This is a genomic window from Adhaeribacter terrigena (assembly GCF_016623615.1).
GTDB classification, from domain to species: domain Bacteria; phylum Bacteroidota; class Bacteroidia; order Cytophagales; family Hymenobacteraceae; genus Adhaeribacter_A; species Adhaeribacter_A terrigena.
This window is the reverse complement of sequence record NZ_JAEHFX010000002.1, coordinates 177740-196107: the sequence shown is the minus strand read 5'-3', so window position 1 is coordinate 196107 and position 18368 is coordinate 177740. Positions and strand designations below refer to the sequence as shown.

At 43.9% G+C, this 18368-nt stretch carries 18 protein-coding genes; 4 read left to right on the top strand and 14 right to left on the bottom strand.

Features of this window, described 5'->3' with window-relative positions:
- Nucleotides 1-6: 6 nt before the first annotated feature.
- From I5M27_RS04915 to I5M27_RS04850, 14 genes are all read right to left on the bottom strand, one after another.
- Entirely contained in the window at nucleotides 7-540 is a 534-nt protein-coding gene (locus I5M27_RS04915) for a DUF420 domain-containing protein (protein ID WP_200505065.1), read from the bottom strand.
- On the bottom strand, nucleotides 530-1147 hold the full coding sequence (locus I5M27_RS04910) for an SCO family protein (RefSeq protein ID WP_317193552.1): 618 nt from the start codon (nucleotides 1145-1147) through the stop codon (nucleotides 530-532). The genes I5M27_RS04915 and I5M27_RS04910 overlap by 11 nt, the downstream gene beginning before the upstream one ends.
- Nucleotides 1148-1203: 56 nt before the next feature.
- Nucleotides 1204-1548, bottom strand: a complete 345-nt coding sequence (locus tag I5M27_RS04905) for a cytochrome C oxidase subunit IV family protein (RefSeq protein ID WP_200505063.1) — start codon at nucleotides 1546-1548, stop codon at nucleotides 1204-1206.
- Nucleotides 1549-1706: 158 nt separating this feature from the next.
- Complete coding sequence (locus I5M27_RS04900) at nucleotides 1707-2450, bottom strand: cytochrome c oxidase subunit 3 (RefSeq protein ID WP_234462403.1); 744 nt, start codon at nucleotides 2448-2450, stop codon at nucleotides 1707-1709.
- Nucleotides 2451-2500: 50 nt separating this feature from the next.
- On the bottom strand, nucleotides 2501-3109 hold the full coding sequence (locus I5M27_RS04895) for a cytochrome c oxidase subunit 3 (RefSeq protein ID WP_234462402.1): 609 nt from the start codon (nucleotides 3107-3109) through the stop codon (nucleotides 2501-2503).
- 5 nt (nucleotides 3110-3114) lie between these two features.
- Nucleotides 3115-4011, bottom strand: a complete 897-nt coding sequence (gene cyoE / locus I5M27_RS04890; protein ID WP_200505062.1) for a heme o synthase — start codon at nucleotides 4009-4011, stop codon at nucleotides 3115-3117.
- A gap of 519 nt (nucleotides 4012-4530) precedes the next feature.
- Complete coding sequence (locus I5M27_RS04885) at nucleotides 4531-6363, bottom strand: cytochrome c oxidase subunit I (protein WP_200505061.1); 1833 nt, start codon at nucleotides 6361-6363, stop codon at nucleotides 4531-4533.
- Nucleotides 6364-6381: 18 nt separating this feature from the next.
- Entirely contained in the window at nucleotides 6382-7479 is a 1098-nt protein-coding gene (locus tag I5M27_RS04880) for a cytochrome c oxidase subunit II (RefSeq protein ID WP_200505060.1), read from the bottom strand.
- A 23-nt stretch (nucleotides 7480-7502) separates the two neighbouring features.
- Nucleotides 7503-8783 (bottom strand): quinol:cytochrome C oxidoreductase, encoded by a 1281-nt coding sequence (locus I5M27_RS04875; protein ID WP_234462401.1) that lies wholly within the window; start codon nucleotides 8781-8783, stop codon nucleotides 7503-7505.
- A 21-nt stretch (nucleotides 8784-8804) separates the two neighbouring features.
- Nucleotides 8805-9479, bottom strand: coding sequence for a c-type cytochrome (locus I5M27_RS04870; RefSeq protein ID WP_234462400.1), 675 nt, complete (start codon nucleotides 9477-9479; stop codon nucleotides 8805-8807).
- A 59-nt stretch (nucleotides 9480-9538) separates the two neighbouring features.
- Nucleotides 9539-10066, bottom strand: coding sequence for a DUF3341 domain-containing protein (locus I5M27_RS04865; RefSeq protein WP_200505058.1), 528 nt, complete (start codon nucleotides 10064-10066; stop codon nucleotides 9539-9541).
- On the bottom strand, nucleotides 10059-11483 hold the full coding sequence (nrfD, locus tag I5M27_RS04860) for an NrfD/PsrC family molybdoenzyme membrane anchor subunit (protein WP_200505057.1): 1425 nt from the start codon (nucleotides 11481-11483) through the stop codon (nucleotides 10059-10061). Before nrfD ends, I5M27_RS04865 begins: the two co-directional genes overlap by 8 nt.
- Before the next feature lie 19 nt (nucleotides 11484-11502).
- Entirely contained in the window at nucleotides 11503-14499 is a 2997-nt protein-coding gene (locus I5M27_RS04855) for a TAT-variant-translocated molybdopterin oxidoreductase (RefSeq protein WP_200505056.1), read from the bottom strand.
- A gap of 39 nt (nucleotides 14500-14538) precedes the next feature.
- Complete coding sequence (locus tag I5M27_RS04850) at nucleotides 14539-15804, bottom strand: c-type cytochrome (protein ID WP_200505055.1); 1266 nt, start codon at nucleotides 15802-15804, stop codon at nucleotides 14539-14541.
- Nucleotides 15805-16363: 559 nt separating this feature from the next.
- On the opposite strand from I5M27_RS04850, the gene I5M27_RS04845 reads away from it, so the two are divergent.
- From I5M27_RS04845 to rplI, 4 genes are all read left to right on the top strand, one after another.
- Nucleotides 16364-17065: a uracil-DNA glycosylase family protein gene (locus tag I5M27_RS04845; RefSeq protein ID WP_200505054.1), complete on the top strand. Its 702-nt coding sequence runs from the start codon at nucleotides 16364-16366 to the stop codon at nucleotides 17063-17065.
- Nucleotides 17066-17273: 208 nt separating this feature from the next.
- Entirely contained in the window at nucleotides 17274-17654 is a 381-nt protein-coding gene (gene rpsF / locus I5M27_RS04840) for a 30S ribosomal protein S6 (protein ID WP_200505053.1), read from the top strand.
- The gene (gene rpsR, locus I5M27_RS04835; RefSeq protein WP_200505052.1) at nucleotides 17651-17902 is read left to right on the top strand and encodes a 30S ribosomal protein S18; all 252 of its coding nucleotides are present in this window, start codon (nucleotides 17651-17653) and stop codon (nucleotides 17900-17902) included. The genes rpsF and rpsR overlap by 4 nt, the downstream gene beginning before the upstream one ends.
- Before the next feature lie 15 nt (nucleotides 17903-17917).
- Nucleotides 17918-18361: a 50S ribosomal protein L9 gene (gene rplI / locus I5M27_RS04830; RefSeq protein WP_200505051.1), complete on the top strand. Its 444-nt coding sequence runs from the start codon at nucleotides 17918-17920 to the stop codon at nucleotides 18359-18361.
- The last annotated feature ends 7 nt before the right edge of the window (nucleotides 18362-18368 follow it).

Sequence of the window (18368 nt, the reverse complement as noted above, 5' to 3'; positions counted from 1 at the left end):
ACCTAATTAAAAATTATAATACGGCGAGATCATTAAATAAACCAACACGCCTGTAACGGATACATATAACCAAACCGGAAATGTCCAGCGGGAAATGCGGGTATGCCGGCGGAACTGGCCGGTAATGGCGAAATAAATGGTAAGCAAAACGAGCGGCACAATTATAGCCGCCAAAATTATGTGCGTAATCAGAATAAAGAAATAAATACTCCGCATTATTCCTTCGCCGCCGTAAGAAGTAGATTGGCCAAAATAATGGTAGGTTACATAAGAAACCAGAAAAAGCGAAGAAAGCACAAAAGCCGTAAACATTGCTGCCCGATGAGCAACCTGGTTTCCTTTTTTTATAAAATAAAAACCCGTTACAAGCGCCAAAGCCGTACAGGTATTTAAAATTGCGTGAAGTTTAGGCAGGAAGGATACATTTACCGGAGTAGCATCGCCGGATTTTGGCATGTAAAACAAATAAGCTACTACAACCGGAATTGCAATGGAAAGCACCGCAATCAGGGCCAGGTAACGGGAATCGTTATTTTTCATTTTGTTTATACGCGTGCTGCAGCACCGTAATTTCTGTGATCAGCCGGTCGACCTCTTTTTGAATGGTGCCATCGTAGATCCCGCGCACATGTTTATCTTTATCTACAAGCATAAACTTTTCGCTGTGTACAAAATCAACGGTGCCGTCGTTACTTTCCTGCACCGGTAATAAATACCCGTGCTGGGCCAGATCGTAAATTTCTTTTTTAGGGCCTGTAAGGAAATACCACATCTTTGGATCGGCATTATACAGGGAAGCATATTGATGAAGCGTTTCTACCGAGTCCCGTTCAGGATCTACCGTGTAAGAAACGATCTTAACAGAGGGGTCATTTTTAAAACGGTCCTGCACGCGGGTCATTTGTGAAGTCATTTTCTTACAAATGCCCTGGCAGGAAGTAAAAATAAAATTAGCGACGTAAATTTTATCATCCAGGTCGTGTTGCGTAACCGTTTTGCCTTCCTGGGAGGTTAATTTAAAATCAGGCACTCTGCGGAAAACCGTATCGCCTTTTTGTACCAAAGCCTCGCCTTCATCGGTAACTTCTGGATAATAATACCGAAGGTCGTAACGATTCGTGCCCAGGCCTTTAAGTAACAAAAACACCAAAACAGGTACTACTAATAGTAACCCTAGAAACAGTACCTTTTTGGTGTTCATCATTATTTAAAATAAGTAAAAATATAATCGCCTACAGAAGTACCTTCGGCAATCAGGGCAATCAGTAACCAAACCAGTAGCGCAGTTGGGATCAGAATCGTCCAGATCAGGCTTTTGGTTTCGTGCTTTAAGTGCATGAATTCAGCAACAATAAAGAAGGCCTTGAAAATAGTAAGAATAATGAAAATGCTGTTCCGAAGCATGCCCGGATCCATAGCAAAAGCAAAAGCAAATTCTACGGCGGTTAAAGCGCACAGAATAAAAAATGTACGCCAGATCGCCTTGGTTTGGGCCGGCGGAATAACGCCCGGCTCGTGATGTGTATCGTGGTGGGAATGTGAAGCCATATTCTTTTTAAATTAATAATTAATAATTAAGAATTAATAACTTTTAAACGAACCAGGCTGGGTTTACTTACCCAGAAGCATACCGTTTTAATCGTATCAATTCTTAACTATTAATTCAATTTTTAATTATTAATTTTTAATTTTTAATTACTAATTAATTACACCAGGTAGAAGAAGGTAAATACGAATACCCACACCAAGTCTACAAAGTGCCAGTATAAACCAACTTTCTCTACCATTTCGTAATGTCCACGACGCTGGTATGTGCCATTTACTGTATTGATAAAGATAATGATCAGCAGTACAATACCCGACAAAACGTGAGTACCGTGGAAACCGGTAATAAAGAAGAACAAATCAGCGAACAAGGGCGGCCCGTATTGATTCTGAACCAAGTTGGCTCCAAATATCTTCGTGCCGTCTACCAGGGTCATACCGGCCTCAGTGCCATGTATAAAGTGGGTCCATTCCCAAACCTGGCTGCCAATAAAGCAGCTACCAAATAAAATAGTCCATAATAACCATTTCTGAACATCTTTCTGATCCATGCGGTGGCCAGCTTCCACAGCAAGTACCATGGTAACCGAGCTTAAGATCAGGATCATGGTCATTAATGCCACGAAAGCAAGCGGCAGGTCCATGCCATGCAATCCAGGAAAAGCATTGAATACTTTATCAGGAACAGGCCAGTAGTCTACAGAAAATTTAAAGGTATCGTGGCTTCCGGTAAACGCGTGATGACTGTGACGGATAAAGCCATAAGTGGTAAGAAAAGCCGCAAAGGTGAAGGTATCCGATAAAAGGAAAAACCACATCATTAGCTTTCCGTAGCTGGCCTTGAATGGCTCGTTGCCGCCGTCCCAGGTACCTGTGCGTGGCTGCTCCAGTGTTGTTGTGTTCATAGTTTAGTGATTCGTATTCGTTTTAAAATTTTATGTTTTACGGCTAATAATTATTTAAAGATGGTTAAAAAAACGTAAAGATAAACCCAGAGTGCACCTAAAAAATGCCAGTAGGTAGTGCATAACTCCAGGCTCAGCATTTTTTTAGAATGAACTTTAAAATTAAAAGTTGATACTAATACAATTAAAAGAAAAACTAACCCTGTTATTAGGTGAAAACCATGTACACCGGTTAGAACATAAATAAAAGAACCGGATGGGTTCGCATTATTGCCCCCAAAAAAGATCTTTATAGCAACCAGGTCTTCCCAGACAAACCATTGGCCGGCCAGAAAAACGATGCCTAATGCAAAAGTAAGAAACAAAGTAACTTTTAAAGCACCAAAATTATCTTTTTTAGCTGCAAAATAAGCTAATTGCATAGTAACACTGCTTAACACAATAACAATAGTATTCCAAAGCAGCCCCTGCGGAAATGCGAACTCCTGCCAGTTGCCTTCAGAACGGCGAACGATGTAGGCGCTGGTAAATGCGGCAAACAACATAATAATGCTTACAATCAAAAGCCAGGTAAGCATTCTAAAAGGAAGTGATCTGTCAACAGAATTTCCTGAGGATAGATTTACAGCTAATTTATTATCTAAAGCTTGAGACATCATGGTAATTAAATTTTATCTAAAACGTAAGCAATCTGCACAATTGGTAAGTATAAAAACGAACCGAACATGATATTCATCGCAGCTTTTTTGGAACAGGTCTGCATTAAATAAAGCGTTTGCATCAGAAACAGCACGCCGCAAACCACTGCAACTATAGCCGAGTTCGTTCCAGTCATTCCCAACTGCAAAGGCAGCATGCCCAACGGAATTAAAAGCAGGGTATAAATCATGATCTGGAAAGCCGTTTTCAGGTTTTTCCCCCCCGCCATCGGCAGCATTTTAAAGCCTGCCTTTTTATAATCATCATCCAGAACCCAGGCAATGGCCCAGAAATGCGGGAACTGCCAGATAAACTGAATACCAAACAATACCCAGGCTTCGGCAGAAAGGACGCCCGTAGCGGCTACCCAGCCAATTAACGGAGGAAACGCTCCTGGAAAAGCTCCAACAAAAACGCAGATTGGGGAAATACGCTTAAGTGGGGTATAAACAAAGCCGTAAAGAATCAGGGAAAGAAGCGAAAATGCAGCGCTGATAAGGTTAAAATTAACGGCCAGTAATACAAAACCACTCAAAGCAAGCATTACACAAAATACTGCGGCTTCTTTCTTTGAAAGTATATTCGCTGGCAACGGTCTTTTAGCCGTGCGTTTCATCAGCTTATCAAAGTCTTTCTCAATGATCTGGTTGATAATATTGGCAGCACCGGTAACCAGCAAACCTCCAATTACAACAAGTAAAACCTGGAACCAGTCCCTTTCCGGACTACCCAGTAAAAAACCTATTGCACAGGAAAAGGCAATCGTAAGCGACAAGCGGAATTTCAATAACTGAAAATACGCAATTGCTTTTTGTCCAAAACCTGAAACGGAAACTTCCTCTTCTATTCGCTGCGTCAACATATCTTTCTCTTAGGCCTTTACCGGCATTTCTGCTATAAATTTCGTGGCGTAAAAATACGTTATAAAAATGTAAATCTGAACTCTTTACCGGAAACAATCCGCTAAAAATGGCCTGCTCTTTAAATATTGCGCTTTCTTTCCGGAATTACTAAAACCAAAGCAATTCTTTGGCAGCCAGTTTCTGGTGTTAAAGAAGGAAGATAGCTTAAAATAAAACCAACCTATCCGGCAAACTTAAGATCAGTTGTTTAATCATTGCTTTTTACTCCTTATCGTAAACCTGTTTTACTCCTGAAAACGCTAGGCTTTGAGGCATAAAAAGTCGAAAACAAAATGCCGGCTCTTCGTTGATTAAAGGCCACATTAAGAATGCAGAATTACAAACTGATTGCATTCAAAACGCTAGGGTTTAAAGCACAAAAAGTCAAAAAACGGAAAGCCTGTTCAGTCAAATGACAGACTCCGAAACAAGTTCAAAGTCTGTCATTTGCTTATATAGTCAGTAAACGGTCCAAAGGATTATTCAAAATCTCTTTCATTCGGAAGGTTAGAAGATTCCGTTTGGGAAAAAGGCACATTCTGTGGAATAAAATCTTCTGCTGCACCCGGTTTGCTGTAATCATATGGCCAACGGTAAACCGCAGGAATTTCGCCAGGCCAGTTACCGTGTCCCGGATTAACCGGGGTAGTCCACTCCAGGGTATTAGAGTGCCATGGGTTCATGCTTGCGCGTCTGCCACGGTAAATGCTGTAAATAAAGTTGAACAGGAAAATAAACTGACCAAGGAAAGCAAGAATCGCCGCTGCACTGATAAACATGTTCAGGTCTGCAAACTGCGAGAATGTTTCAAAAGCAGTAAAGGAGTAATAACGACGTGGGAAACCTGCAATACCTACATAGTGCATTGGAATAAATACCAGGTAAACCCCCAGGAAGGTCAACCAGAAGTGAACATATCCCAGTTTCTCATCCATCATCCGGCCAAACATTTTCGGGAACCAGTGGTAAACCCCGCAGAACATCCCGAAGAATGCAGCACTACCCATTACCAGGTGAAAGTGAGCAACTACGAAATACGTGTTGTGTAACTGAATATCAACGGCTGAGTTACCAAGCAAAATACCCGTTAAACCGCCCGAAATAAAAATAGATACGAAACCGATGGCGTAAAGCATGGCGGTGGTGAAAACAATATTTCCGCGCCACAGCGTAGCCAGCCAGTTAAATACTTTTACCGCCGAAGGTACTGCAATAATCAGGGTAAGGAACATGAAAACCGATCCTAAGAAAGGGTTCATACCAGACACGAACATATGGTGCGCCCAAACCACCAGGGAAAGAACCGCAATACCGAAGATCGAACCGATCATCGCACGGTAACCGAAGATCGGCTTCCGGGCATTAGTAGCCAATACTTCAGAAACCAGACCCATGGCCGGCAGAATTACAATGTAAACTTCCGGGTGACCTAAAAACCAGAATAAGTGCTGGAACAAGATCGGGCTACCACCGGTATTTGGCAAAGCTTGTCCGGCAACGTAGATATCAGATAAATAGAAACTGGTACCAAAGCTACGGTCAAAGATCAGAAGCAAGGCAGCTGCAAATAAAACCGGGAAAGAAAGCAAACCTAAAACAGCCGTCAGGAAGAAAGCCCAGATCGTTAAAGGCATCTTGGTCATAGACATACCCCGGGTACGCAGGTTAATTACGGTAGTAATATAGTTGACCCCGCCCAGTAACTGCGAAATAATAAACAAAGCCATGGCAACTAACCAGTAGGTCATACCGGCGCCAGAACCTGGCATAGCTTGTGGCAAGGCACTCAATGGCGGATAGATCGTCCAGCCGGCCGCAGCAGGACCAGTCTGTAGAAATAAGGAAACGAACATGATAATGCTGGAAAGGAAAAAGAACCAGAAAGAAAGCATGTTCATAAAACCGGAAGCCATATCACGTGCACCGATCTGTAACGGGATCAGGAAGTTACTGAAAGTGCCGCTAAGACCGGCAGTTAACACGAAGAATACCATGATCGTACCGTGCATGGTTACCAGGGCCAGGAAAAATTCCGGGTTAAGTTTACCGCCTTCAACCCACTGGCCCAGAATTGGTTCTAACCAGGAGAAAGAAGCCTCAGGCCAGCCTAACTGGATCCGGAATAAACTAGATAAAGCACCACCAAGGAACGCCCAGAAAATACCCATGATAAGGAATTGCTTGGCAATCATTTTATGATCCTGGCTGAAGATATACTTAAAAAGCCAGTGTTCATCGTGATGCTCATCATGCTCATGATGAGCATGTGCCGCGTGCACGTCTGTATCTGCTGTAATATTTGTATTCGCCATAATACTTGTAATTTTTTCTTATAAAGTAGCTTCTTCCCTAACAGTTTCTTCTGCTTTTTCAGCAGCATTCTCGCCAGGTGTTTCAGTTTCAGCAGCTGGAGCAGCGTTTAATGCTGGTACAGTTGCGCCTTTCAAATTGGTCAGAAGATCCGGGTTAGAAGAAATAAATGATTTCTGCTTAGCTACCCATGCTTCATAATCTTCCGGCTCATCTACCACAATCACCGCGCGCATAGCAAAGTGACCGCGACCGCAGATCTGGTTACATACCAGTTCATACTTAAAATCAGGATTTCCAACTTCGTTTGCCATATCTGCTGTGGATTTGGTAGGCACTAACCAGAACTTGGTTGGCATACCCGGAACAGCGTGCATTTGCGCCCGGAAGTGAGGAATATAGAAACTGTGCGTTACGTCGCGGGATCTGATTTTGAATAAAACCGGTTTGCCTTTCGGAATGTGGATCTCATTTACGATGAAATCATCCATCGAAGCCTTATCCGAAAAGTCCATCCCAAGTTCGTTCGTACCGTCGATCAGGGTATGCTTCACTTTACCAAGTTTATTATCCGCACCTGGGTAACGGATCACCCAGTTAAACTGCTTACCTACAACTTCCACCACAACCGCATCTTCCGGAGCAGGGTTCGTAATAGTAGTCCAGGTTTTCCAGCCTCTGAAAACCAATACAGCCATCACAATTGCCGGAATAACGGTCCAGAAAATTTCAAGCTTATTGTTGTGCGGGAAAAAATAAGCGCGCTTGTCGTCGCGGTGCTGGTATTTATAAGAATACCAGAAAAGTAATACCTGCGTAATTGCAAACACAATACCCAGAATCACCATGGTAAGCCAGAACATTTCATCTATCCAAACCCCGTGCTCAGAGGCAACCGGCAGAATAAATTTATCCTGATCTTTGATCCATGACCAAATAAATGCTGCGCCACCAATCAGCAGAAATAAAAGCATTAAAATTGCATTTACTTTATTGCTGTGGCTTACGCGCTTTTCCGAACTCCCTGTAAAAATGGAAGCCAGAGTCTGTATTCTGAACAGTAAAACTAATACCACTACTACTAAGAGTACTGATATGGCTATAGCTACGTTAATCATTATATATCGTTTTAAATCTTATTCTAAACGTGATGATGGATACTTTCTTCCAGGAAAGGATGGTTTACCGGAACAAGTGAAGCACTGGTAAGGCCCTTTGTGAAACGTACCAGGAACAAACCAAGGAACGTTAAGGCAGTACCTAATTCAATCAGGCCAAAACCGCTTTCACCCCGTAAAGTACCAGGCATAATCATCAGGTAGAAATCTAACCAGTGACCAAACAGAATCACAATACAAACGATCTTTAACATGATCATCTGACGTTTTGCATCACGGGTCATCAACACCAGGAATGGGAAAGCAAAGTTAACAACCAGGTTCGTAAAGAAGATCCAGGTATAATGTCCGCCGTAGCCACCTAAACGTTCCGTAAAGTAACCTACCTCTTCCGGCATGTTTGCATACCAGATCAGCATGAACTGTGAAAACCAAATGTAAGTCCAGAAAATACTGAAAGCGAAAACAAATTTACCAAGGTCATGCAGGTGGTTAGCGTTCACCATCTTCATATATCCAGCTTGTTTCAGCAAGATAACAGTAAGGGTGGTTGCTGCTAAACCAGAAATGAACCAGCTTGCAAATACATACCAGCCGAACATGGTGGAAAACCAGTGCGTGTCTATCGAAAGCACCCAGTCCCAGGCAGAAAGTGATGAAGTTACACCAAATACAACCAGGAACATGGCCGAGATACGGATACTTTTATCATAATAAGATAAGCCACCGTTCAGGTCTTCAGCCACCGACTGTTTCCGTAACCACCAGGCAAAAAAGATCCATAGCGCAAAATAGGCAACCATCCGGATGGTATAGAACGGAAGGTTCAGGAAACCAGCTTTACCAGCAATAATTGGATCGTAATTGGCATTATCAACTTCGTACAAAGAATGGTCTGTCCAGTGGAAAAGAGGATTATGACCAGTGAAAATTATTGGTAAAAGAAATACCAGGATCATGATCACCCCACCAACCGGCAGGAAATATGCTAAAGCTTCCAGTACCCGCTTAATCAGCACCGACCAACCAGCATAAGCTACATATTGCACGGTAGTAAAAAACAAACCTACTACTGCAATACCCGTAAAATAAACGCTGTTTAACCAAAGGTTCGACATTAAACGTTCATACCAGGTAACCGCATGATGTCCGGTTGCAGCTGCACCATGCGCATCGTGATGAGCTGGCCCTGCCGTCATCATTAATATAATACCAAGCACCAAGAGTACAAGCCCCAGCCCGATCATCATCAGGAACCGGTTACTTGTCTTTTTTGGAATAATGAGTCTTTCTTCTGCAATCATTATTGAAATCGTTTATCCTTCTTATTTCTTAACTGGGTTCGTAGATTCGGTGCTGCCTGGGGCCGGAGCCGAGGTTCCAGTTACCGGATTGGTATTCTGGTCTGTAGAAGCATTTGTTTTATCTGCTGAACCAGCCTGGTCAACACTTTCGGCTGGTGCACCTTCGCCCTGAATTACCTGCTTTACATACATAGCAATTTTCCAGCGTTCCTCCGGATTAACCTGCGTGTTATGCGGCATCATCCGGCCTTTACCTTTAGTAATTACCTGATAAATATGGCCAATTGGTTTTGCTTTAATAGCCCCAGAGGTAAGGTTTGCAACCCCTTTAAATTTAGGAGCAACCAAACCATCGCCGGCACCACCCTCGCCATGGCAGGCAGAGCACATCCGGTTATATAGAATTTTACCTTCTTCCAGAACCGTTTCATTAGGGCGTATCGGGTTCACAAGCCCCGCTCCCATTACATCCATATTGCTGGAATCTGCTGTATGGTCCACGAAAGCCATTTTGCCGCGGGCAATAGTATTACGGGCCGGAACCCGCATGTTCAATCCACCAGGGTTATATTTGTTTGCTTCCTCCTGCTTTAAAGATTCGTAAGGGATGGAATTATACATCTGTGGAGCATATTCCGTACCCGGGTCATTACTCATAGCACGGTCTGCCTGAGCATTGATATCGCAGGCTGCCAATATTGCAGAAGAAAAAAGTACAGCTGAGGCCTGAAGGCTTGTTTTATAAAACTTGTTCATTAGGCGTTTATCTCCTTCTCGTTAACTTCAATTGCACCGTTAGAGCGGAGCAGATTGCTTAATTGAGTCATATCGGTTTTACCTTCCTTAACTTCAATAGCCATCACAAATTTATCATCCGTAGACCGGTGGTCCATAACCTGCGTTTTCGTTTTAGGGTACAATCCTGATATGATCAGAAAGGTAAGCACCATGCCATGAGCAGTAAAGAAAACAGTAAGTTCGAATGCTACCGGAATAAAGGCCGGCAATGCAATGTGGGGTTTCCCACCGATAATCATCGGCCAGTCTACACCCAGGGTGTAAATCTGTAACCATAAAGCGAAGGCCAGACCACAGCAGCCTAAAAAGAAAGCAGCGATTGGTAATTTAGAACGCTCGATCCCTAAGGCATCGTCAATTCCGTGGATCGGGAATGGGGTAAAAACTTCGTAAATCTTTGTTCCGGCAGCTCTTACATTCGGTATCGCGTGAAGCAGTACTTCTTCATCATCGAAAACGCCGAGGACATATTTTTTATTAGTCATGTTTTGGATGGTTAACAAGTTGAGGGTCGTTTGCGTGCATCGAAGTATGATGCGTAGAGTGAGCAACGCCGGATGATGATTTCAGGATCGTTTTTACTTCGAACATGTTGATTACCGGGAAATATTTGGCAAATAACAGGAACAAGGTAAAGAACAAGCCCATAGTACCTACATAGATCCCGATGTCGATGATTGTCGGAGAGAACATAGCCCAGCTTGATGGCAGGTAATCGCGGTGCAGGGAGGTTACGATAATAACGAAACGCTCGAACCACATACCGATGTTTACAAAAATCGAGATAATAAAAGTAGCTGTTAAGCTACGACGGATACTGCGGAACCAGAATAACTGCGGCGTAATAACGTTACAGGTCATCATGCTCCAGTATGCCCACCAGTAAGGACCGGTTGCCCGGTTAATGAACGCGTACTGCTCATATTCCACCCCTGAGTACCAGGCAATGAAGAATTCAGTGATATAAGCCACACCAACAATAGAACCGGTAAGGATAATTACCTTGTTCATCGATTCTACGTGTTCCAGCGTAATATAATCTTCCAGTTTGAAAGTCTTACGCGTGATGATCATCAGCGTTAATACCATAGCAAAACCAGAGAAAATAGCCCCAGCAACAAAGTAAGGAGGGAAAATGGTGGTGTGCCAACCCGGAATAACCGAAGTTGCAAAGTCCATGGATACAATGGTGTGAACCGAAAGTACCAGCGGTGTAGAAACCCCCGCTAAGATCAGGGAAACTGTTTCGTAACGGGACCAGTGTTTAGCGGAACCAACCCAGCCTAAGCTCAGCATACCGTAAACGGTTTTTGCTATTGGGCCTTTTGCACGGTCACGGATGGTAGCAAAATCAGGAACTAAACCAATGTACCAGAATACTAAGGATACCGAGAAGTACGTTGAGATCGCGAATACGTCCCAAAGAAGCGGGGAATTAAAGTTGGCCCAAAGGGAACCGAAGGTGTTTGGCAAAGGAAGAACCCAATAGGCTAACCATGGGCGCCCCATGTGTAGTACCGGGAACATCGCCGCGCAGATTACCGCAAAAATGGTCATCGCTTCTGCAGCGCGGTTAATAGAGCTTCTCCATTTCTGACGGAAAAGCAAGAGGATAGCAGAAATAAGTGTACCGGCGTGACCGATACCTACCCACCATACGAAGTTGGTAATATCCCAGGCCCAGCCTACGGTTTTATTCAGACCCCACTCCCCGATTCCATACCAAAGGGTGCGGTATACTGACCAAAGAAAAACGCCCAGGAAGAACAGCGATACGGCCAGGGCGGCAGCCCAGCGCATATTCGGCTTCGACTCTACGTGGCGACTAATATCCTGCGTAATGTCGTGGTACGTTTTCCCGCCGGTTACTAAAGGCTCTCTTATAGGAGATACGTGCTGCATAATTCTATAATTAAGTAATCTAAGCTAGGTTTCTGATTTTAGTTAAGTAACTGATGTTCGGCTGCGTGTTGATCTCTTCCAGAACAGTGAAAGCTCTTTCGCCTTGCTCGCGTGCCATGATCTGACGAACCTGGCTGTTTGGATCTTTCAGGTCACCGAATACAATTGCGTTGGTAGGGCAAGACTGCGCACAAGCGGTAACAATTTCGCCGTCTTTCACTTTCCGTTTTTCTTTCTTGGCTTCTAATTTACCTGACTGGATACGCTGCACGCAGAATGAGCATTTTTCCATTACCCCACGAGCACGTACTGTAACGTCCGGATTCAGCACCATACGGCCTAAATCTGTAGTTTGCGGTGTATTTACATCCGTGAATTTTTCGTTATCAGGGTAAGAGAACCAGTTGAAACGACGAACTTTATATGGACAGTTGTTTGCGCAATAACGCGTTCCAACACAACGGTTATAAGTCATCTGGTTCAGACCTTCGGTGCTGTGCGTAGTTGCCAATACCGGGCAAACCGTTTCGCATGGCGCGTGGTTACAGTGCTGGCAAAGCATTGGCTGGAAAATAACCGATGGATTTTCGGCCGGGTTTTCCATTTCTGTAAAGCCATCTTCGCGGGTAGCATCAGTGCTGTAATAACGGTCGATCCGCATCCAGTGCATTTCACGACGATTGATTACTTCCTGCTTACCTACAATGGCTACGTTGTTTTCTACATTACAGCCGATTACGCAGCTTCCGCAACCAATGCAGGAGTTCAGGTCGATAACCATACCCCAGTGGTGGTCTTTGTACTCATAATCCTGCCACAAGGAAACGGCAGCAGGCTTCTTAGGACCATCCGGGGTAGCGATCTTAACGTATTCGGTTACTGATTTAGGATCTTTTTTGTATTTATCTAAAGTAGATTCCTGCACCACGATACGCCCCATTACTGTTTGGTGCGTCTGGGTCTGGGCGATCTCTCTGGAGCCTCCTACTTTTTCGAAAGAAACAGTACTGTTAAAGATGATGCCATCTTTGGTTACAGTTGCTAACGGGTAAACATTACCACCTACATTATCGGCTACTTTACCAGCCAGTTTACGGCCGTAACCAATAGCAACACCAACGGTGTTTTTAGCCTGACCTGGCTGAATGAGCGCTGGTAAAGTTACTGACTGTCCGTTACGGGCTGTTAATTTAATTAAGTCACCTTGCTCGATTTCCTTTTCTTTCGCCATGGAAATCGGAACTGTTACGTAGTTATCCCAGGTAGCTTTGGTGATCGGATCCGGCAATTCCTGTAACCAAGGGTTATTGGCTTCAATTGAACCGGTACCTAAACCAACTTTTTCGTAGATCGCCAGTTCAATTCCGCTTTGAGCCCCTTTATTTAAAGTAGCCCCAATTTCACCAGTAGAAAGAGCAGTTACATTTGGCATTGCCTGACCAGTGGTGGAAACATTTTCCAGTACACCATCGTGTACAGCTTTGTCCCAACCAGAACCACTGCCGGTAAATCCAGCCCAGTTATTTTTCAGGTAAGTATAATAATCAGTATTGTTGCCGCTCCACTTCAGCAGGGATTCCTGCGCCTGGCGGGTTTTGAAGATCGGAGAAATAGCCGGCTGCGATAAGCTTAAGAAGCCTTTTTTCGGTTCAAAATCGTTCCAGCTTTCCAGGAAGTTATGATCCGGACAGATGAAATCGCAAAGCTTAGCAGTCTCGTTGATACGATCGGCGAAGGAAACTTTTAAATCTACATTTTTCAGGCCGTTCAATACTTCTTCAGCCATCGGGTGATCGTAAGCCGGGTTGGCATCATAGAAGAATGCCGCGCCAACCAGACCATTTTTCATGTCGTTGATCAGACGGATCATCTGCGTGTCATCGCCCTGACGCAGGTAAGAAGGAGCATTTGTATTGATGGTTGTACCTTCAGCGCCTAAAGCCTGGTTGATGGCACGAACCATGGTTTGCACCCCCTGATCGTTGGTGCCAGCTACTAATAAAGCTGCACCACGAGCAGCAGTTAATTCGCTGATGGCTTTGTCTAGGGCTTTATTAGAAAAAGCAGGTGCGCTAATGCCGCCTACAACTTTATTATAAATGGCCGCTACCACTAACGCTTCTTCGGAAGGTTTGATTGCTACGCGTACGTCGGCGTTAGAACCAGTAAGCGAGAGATTGCTCTCGAACTGGAAGTGACGCGACATATCGGACTTATCTTTGGTGATCTTACGGGTCTGGATATACTGTTTCGCATATTCAACCGGAGATATCCAGGTTCCCAGGAAGTCAGCAGCTACGGATACAATTACTTTCGCTTTGCTGAAATCGTAACCCGGAATTACGCCGCCGTTCGCTTTTACTAAGCCTGATGCAGAATTCGCATCGTAAACAACGTGTTCGAAACCGTTCGCCTTTGCGCCAAATTCGGCAATGGCTTTCTTGGTGGTTGGGCTGATAATGGTAGAAGAAACCAAAACCACTTTGCCTTTTGCAGAAGCCAAACGGTTCATGATCTCCGCGTCAATATCTTTCCAGTTGCTGGCTTTTCCAGCTTTCATTGGAGCAGAAAGACGGTTATTGTCGTAAAGGCTTAGCACTGCTGCCTGCGCTTTAGCACTTAAACCGCCTTTTGTAACCCCTGAAAGCGGGTTACCTTCTAATTTAATGGGACGACCTTCGCGGGTTTTAACCAAAATGCTGTTGTAGTCGCCACCCTGGAAATACGTAGAAGCATACCAGTTTGCTATGCCTGGCTCTACATCTTCCGGTTTGTTCAGATAAGGGATCGCTTTACGAACCGGTGCTTCGCAGGAAGCCAACGTAGCAGCAGCCAAACCAAAACCAAGCAATTTCAAGAAATCGCGACGGGGAGCAACTTCCGCCTCCGTGGCATCGCTGCCAAAAGTCTCTTTTACCGGAAGGAATTCAGCGAACTCGTTATGAGCAGCTTGGGCGAATTCCGGAGTATTGTTTAACTCTTCTAATCCTTTCCAGTATTTTTTAGATTCTTGCATACTATATATAGAATTCTCAGATACAGTTTTTTAAATTAATTAGTAATGGCATTTAGAGCATTCGGTACCACCGTTAGATGACACAGTGAATGGTTTGCCGCTATTCTCGCTGTCGTGCAGTTTCACGAGGTTATCGTAATAAGCATTGCCTTGCGTATTCAGTGGGGTTTCGCGGTGGCAATTGATACACCAGCCCATGGTAAGCGGTGAGTATTGGTAAACAACTTCCATGGTTTCTATAGGGCCGTGGCAGGTCTGGCATTCTACGCCGCCTACTTTGGTATGCTGGGAGTGGTTGAAGTAAGAAAGATCCGGCAGGTTGTGGATACGAACCCACTCGATCGGACGATTTTTCTCGATCGCGGTATAGATCTTCTTGATCTCGGCAGATTCTTTTTTGATCTGGCTATGGCAGTTCATACAGATATTAGCCGAAGGAATGTTGGCATTCTTGCCTTTGTAAACGGAAGTATGGCAGTAGTTACAATCAATTTTATGATCGCCGGCGTGCAGTTTGTGCGAGAAAGCAATTGGTTGCTTTGGCTGATAATGCTGCTGAATACCTACTCCCAGCACTTTATCGAGGGTGATATTAAGAAGCGCAACTACAAAAATGGTGAGGGCTAAGCCGCGTACTGCTTTTGATTTCAGGATCTTACCGATGTCGAAACGCTGATTCAGCACTTCTTCATCTTCAGCCGTTAACTGACGGTTCTTTTTCAGGTAATTGCTTAATACGGTAGCAATGATAACCAATGTAATTACCATTACGATTAACACTACCACCAGAATTACCAGTAGCAGATCCAGGTATTTACCTGCATCGCTGGCCGCGCCGGCACCCGCTCCAGCGCCTTCGGCTCCAGGAGCTGCAGCTTTATCTTCTGCACCTGCACCGCCAGCCGGAGCTGTTTTGATATAAGCCAGAATAGATTTGATCTCTTCATCTGACATAGCGAAGCTTGGCATCTGCTGCTTCTGAAACTCGTTAAAGATCTTTACAGCTTCTTTATCACCGGACTGAACCATTTTAGAAGAGTTCCGGATCCAGTTGATCAACCAGGTTTCGGAGTGCTTTTTGTCTACCCCTCTCAGGGCCGGACCAACCACTACTTCGTCTAAGGCGTGGCAGGAAGCACAGTTATTCTTATACAAGGCATCGCCGGCAGCGGCCAATGCAGCATCACCCCCGGCCGCCGGGGCCGTTACGCCTTCTTTGGCAACTTCAGCCTGCTCGCCCTGAGCAAGAGCAGTAAATGCGAAGAAAAGGGCAATGAGAAATGAGAAAAAGGGCTTGTACTTCATTCTAAGGGTACAGCTAATCATAGCTTCGATTTGTTATTATTTGGCAACTTGAAACTTCAATACGGCCACAAATCTACTACCCGTTTTTTATTAATCAAACTTAATATTCCTGATTTTTAATTCCCACTTTTTTAGTACAAATTACTTTTATTTAACCAATTCAATATCAATCATTTAACTTTTAATATTAGCGTTATTTAGAATTTTTACAAATAAGAAAATCGCCGTTTAAATGCAGTTTTAAGGGCTTGTTTATATTACAAAATTAAACTAACGGGAAGCCGGTTCAAAACAAATCCACCGATTTTGAGTTATACAACTCTGACTTTTTTAAGCTCCAACCCTAGCGTTTTAATTTAAGCCGGTCCGGTTGAAAGATCAGCTCTCCATCCATATCGTTTTTTAAGTTAAATTTTTATTTGCATAATACTATTTCTGAATTTGTAAAATTATTGCACTGTAAGGCTGATTTTGATTTTTTCTTTAGGCCTATCTGCTATCGCTTGAGTTTTCACCCTTAAAATCGTAGCGTTTTGCCGCTGTTTCTTATTTTTGCTGCATGAGCTGGAAAACCTTTGCTGATAAAATTATTGAATTTAACAAAGAATTGCATTTTTCCGGCATTCTGCCAGTAGGTGTAAAAATTATGAACCCTTTCCGGGAAAGCCCGGAAGCGTTGGCAATTTCTTCGGAGTTTTACCGGCGGTATTACAACGATACCAGGCCGCGGCACATGATACTAGGCATAAACCCCGGGCGATTCGGTTCGGCGGTTACCGGCATTCCTTTTACCGATACCAAACGCCTGGAAAGCGAGTTGCAGTTACCATACTCCGGGAAACAGACCCACGAACCTTCTTCGGTTTTTGTGTATGATATGATTCGCGCTTTTGGCGGGCCGGCGGCCTTTTACAGCCGGTTTTTCGTGCATTCTATTTGTCCGCTGGGCTTTACCAAGACCAATGCGCGGGGCCAGGAAGTGAACTACAATTATTACGACGACCCGTTGCTTACCGCAGCAGTTTATGATTTTATAGTAGCTACTTTAAAACAACAACTTTCCTTTGGCATTTCTACGAACCTTGGATTTTGCTTCGGCAAAGGGAAGAATGAAAAATTTCTGCGAAAGCTGAATGCAAAAGAAAATTTCTTTCAGGAAATAATTGCACTGGAACATCCCCGCTTTATTATGCAGTACAAAGCCAAAACCAAAGAAGTATACATAGATAAATACCTGCAAGCTTTTCAGCAGGTTGGTTAACGGGATTGCTGCCTCTCTATTATAGCTTGAAAAAAAAGCAGCCACAGCCTCAGGAATTGCACTGGATCTTACACCTTATTTATATAGCAAATGCAGTTGCCGGTTAACTTACTGACTTTTACAAGATAAAAGCATAGCGATTTGCAAAAAATGGAAAAAGCTTTTATCTTTGCACCCTTATAACCATAACCATACACATTTAAACAAAATGGTATTAAAAAATTACGAAACGGTCTTCATCTTGACCCCGTTATTGAACGAGGCTCAGGTGCAGGAAACGGTCGAGAAGTTCAGACAGGTGCTTAAGGAAAATGGCGCCGACATCATCCACGAAGAAAACTGGGGCCTGCGTAAACTGGCTTACCCAATTCAGAAGAAATCTACCGGTTTCTACATGCTCGTGGAATTTGCAGCTCCATCTACTATTGTAGATACCCTGGAACTGGCTTACCGCCGCGATGAGCGCATCGTTCGCTTCCTGACCACTGCCCTTGATAAGCACGCTGTTGCTTACAACGAGCGTCGCCGCAACGGCGAAATGAACATGCAAAAAGCTGCAAAACAACAAAAAGAATCACAACCAGCATGAGCTTAGTAAACGAAAGAGTCCACAAGCAGGACAATCGCAAAAAATATTGCCGCTTTAAGAAAAACGGTATCCAGTACATCGATTATAAAGATGGTAACTTCTTACTGAAATTCGTAAACGAGCAAGGTAAAATTTTACCGCGTCGTATTACCGGCACCAGCCTGAAATTCCAGCGTCGTGTGTCACAGGCCGTTGCCCGTGCCCGCCACCTGGCAATTTTACCATACGTAACAGATTCGTTAAAATAAGAAGATCTAAGAGAAATGGAATTAATTCTGAAAGATGACGTGAAAGGCTTAGGTTTCAAAAACGATATCGTTACTGTAAAACCTGGCTATGGCCGTAACTACCTCATTCCGCAAGGCATGGCAGTTATTGCTGACAAGTCGAATAAAAAAGTAGTAGCCGAGAACATTCGTCAGGCTGCGCACAAAGCTGAAAAGATCAAAACCGAAGCCCAGGCTATTGCTGACAAAATTGGCGATATGACCCTGGAAATTCCGGCCCGCGTAGGCGAAACCGGCAAAATCTTTGGTGCGGTGACTACCCTGCAGATCTCGGAAGCCCTTAAAAACAAAGGCATTGAAGTTGATCGTAAGAAAATTTCTTTCGACAGCGAAGTGAAATCTGCCGGCGAATACACTGCTTCTATTATTCTGCATAAAGAAGTAAAACACCAGGTTAAATTTAACGTGGTTGCTGAGTAATTAGCCA